The following is a 1,567-nucleotide window of genomic DNA, read 5'->3' as shown; positions in this document are numbered from 1 at the left end:
AGGCGATTTCGCCTTGCGGCAAGGCGTTTAAAACTTGGCGTACGAGCGCGATCGACTCTACGATTTCGTACAAACGCACGAGTGCACGCGAGAGGACGTCGCCGTCTTGTTTGAGAATGACCTTAAAGTCCAAAGAGGCGTACGCCGCGTAAGGAGCGTGTTTGCGTACGTCGTTGTCGACGCCGCTGGCTCTCGCGACCGGACCTACGACGCCGAGTTTGAGGGCATCTTCGTGCGGTAAAACGCCTACGCCTTTTAAGCGTTTGATCAGCATTTCGTCGTGTTCGAAGCGTTCGATAAAACGCTTGATTGCCTCTTCGTTTTGATCGAGCGTTGTTTGGATGGCGGTTATGAGCGTTGGATCGAGGTCAAACTTAACGCCGCCGATCGTATTGGCGCTTAAGTCCATACGATTGCCCCAAATACGTTCTTTAAGGTCTTGAAACGCTTCGCGCGTCTCGAGAAAATCCCGCATTAACGCACCGTCATGGATCAAATGCGAGAGCATACCCAAATTGAAAAGATGGCTAGCGATGCGCTTGATTTCGTCGGTTAAAACGCGAAGGTATTGTGCGCGCATCGGAACGTCGATACGTGCAATTTTTTCCACCGCCATACAGTAGGTAAAAGGATGGTTGTTAGAGCAAAGCGCACACACTTTTTCGGTAATGATCAGGTTTTGTAAAAAGTTTTTTTGCAGTACGATCGATTCGATGCCTCGATGAACGAAACCGTTGACCATATCAACGCTTTTAATTGTTCGAGCGTCGTCGTTGGGCTCGATCTTAAAGTAAACGGGTTCTTCCAGCGCGACGTCGAAAGGGCCTAAAATCACGGTCGTTTTATCCATGGCGTGCCTCCTTTTGCGCTTTGACTTTATTCCAGAGCGTTTCGCTAACGCGTCCGTTCATCATCGACGAGAGCGAGTAGTACTCGTCTAAAACGCTTCGATCAATCGAATCGTCTAAAAAGAGACGTTGGGGATTGGGATGGTTTTGAAGCGTGATACCGTAAATTTCGCTGAGTTCCCGCTCCGTCCAATCGGCACTTTTAAACAAAGGCGTGATCGAGAAAACGCATCGATCGGCAACATACACTTTGACGTTTGCCATAACGCCGCCGCAGTCAAAATGGTACACAAGTTCGTGCGCCTCGTCTTTAGCGTACGCGCTAATCATACACACGCGTGCTTCCATTCGGCGTAAAAGCTCCGCTAAGGCTAAAAAGAGTGTTTGATCGTCCGTTTCACACCAAAGGCTGTCGTAATGCGGCGTAAATCGTAACGGATTGTTGTGCGCGGCTAATGAGTCGTTCAAGGTTTTTTCAAGGATGTGCATTTAAAGAACTCGCTTTGTAAAAGTAGATTCGCGTCGGCATTTCGGACAGAGGTTAAAGAGCGACCGAAGAGCATCGTCTTGTTTTGAAAATCCTTTGTTGAGAAGCGAATCGGGTGTTTGAATCATCGGTTCGGAACATTTCGGGCAACGATCAAACGCCAAAGTCGCCGAAGTGATCGCCGTGTATTTTTGACTTTGCGGTAAAGCTTCGGCGCGTACGTCGCTCAGTG

The 1,567-nt window shown here is 48.9% G+C and carries 3 protein-coding genes; all 3 read right to left on the bottom strand.

Annotated features, from left to right (window positions below; all coding sequences use genetic code 11):
* A partial coding sequence (locus OA34_RS13295) for a hydrogenase large subunit (RefSeq protein WP_039676230.1) occupies window positions 1-850 on the bottom strand: 850 nt, incomplete at its 3' end.
* Window positions 843-1,337 carry an NADH-quinone oxidoreductase subunit C gene (locus OA34_RS13290; RefSeq protein WP_039676228.1) on the bottom strand — a complete coding sequence of 165 codons (495 nt, stop codon included), beginning with the start codon at window positions 1,335-1,337 and terminating at the stop codon, window positions 843-845. The genes OA34_RS13290 and OA34_RS13295, both read right to left, overlap by 8 nt.
* On the bottom strand, window positions 1,338-1,567 hold a 230-nt coding region (locus tag OA34_RS13285), incomplete at its 5' end, for a hypothetical protein (RefSeq protein WP_039676226.1). It abuts the gene before it with no gap.

Origin of the sequence: Sulfurospirillum sp. MES, assembly GCF_000789415.1 — a bacterium.
In the GTDB taxonomy this organism is placed as follows: domain Bacteria; phylum Campylobacterota; class Campylobacteria; order Campylobacterales; family Sulfurospirillaceae; genus Sulfurospirillum; species Sulfurospirillum cavolei.
Note: the sequence above shows the minus strand (reverse complement) of the source record. Positions and strands in the feature narration are given on the sequence as shown.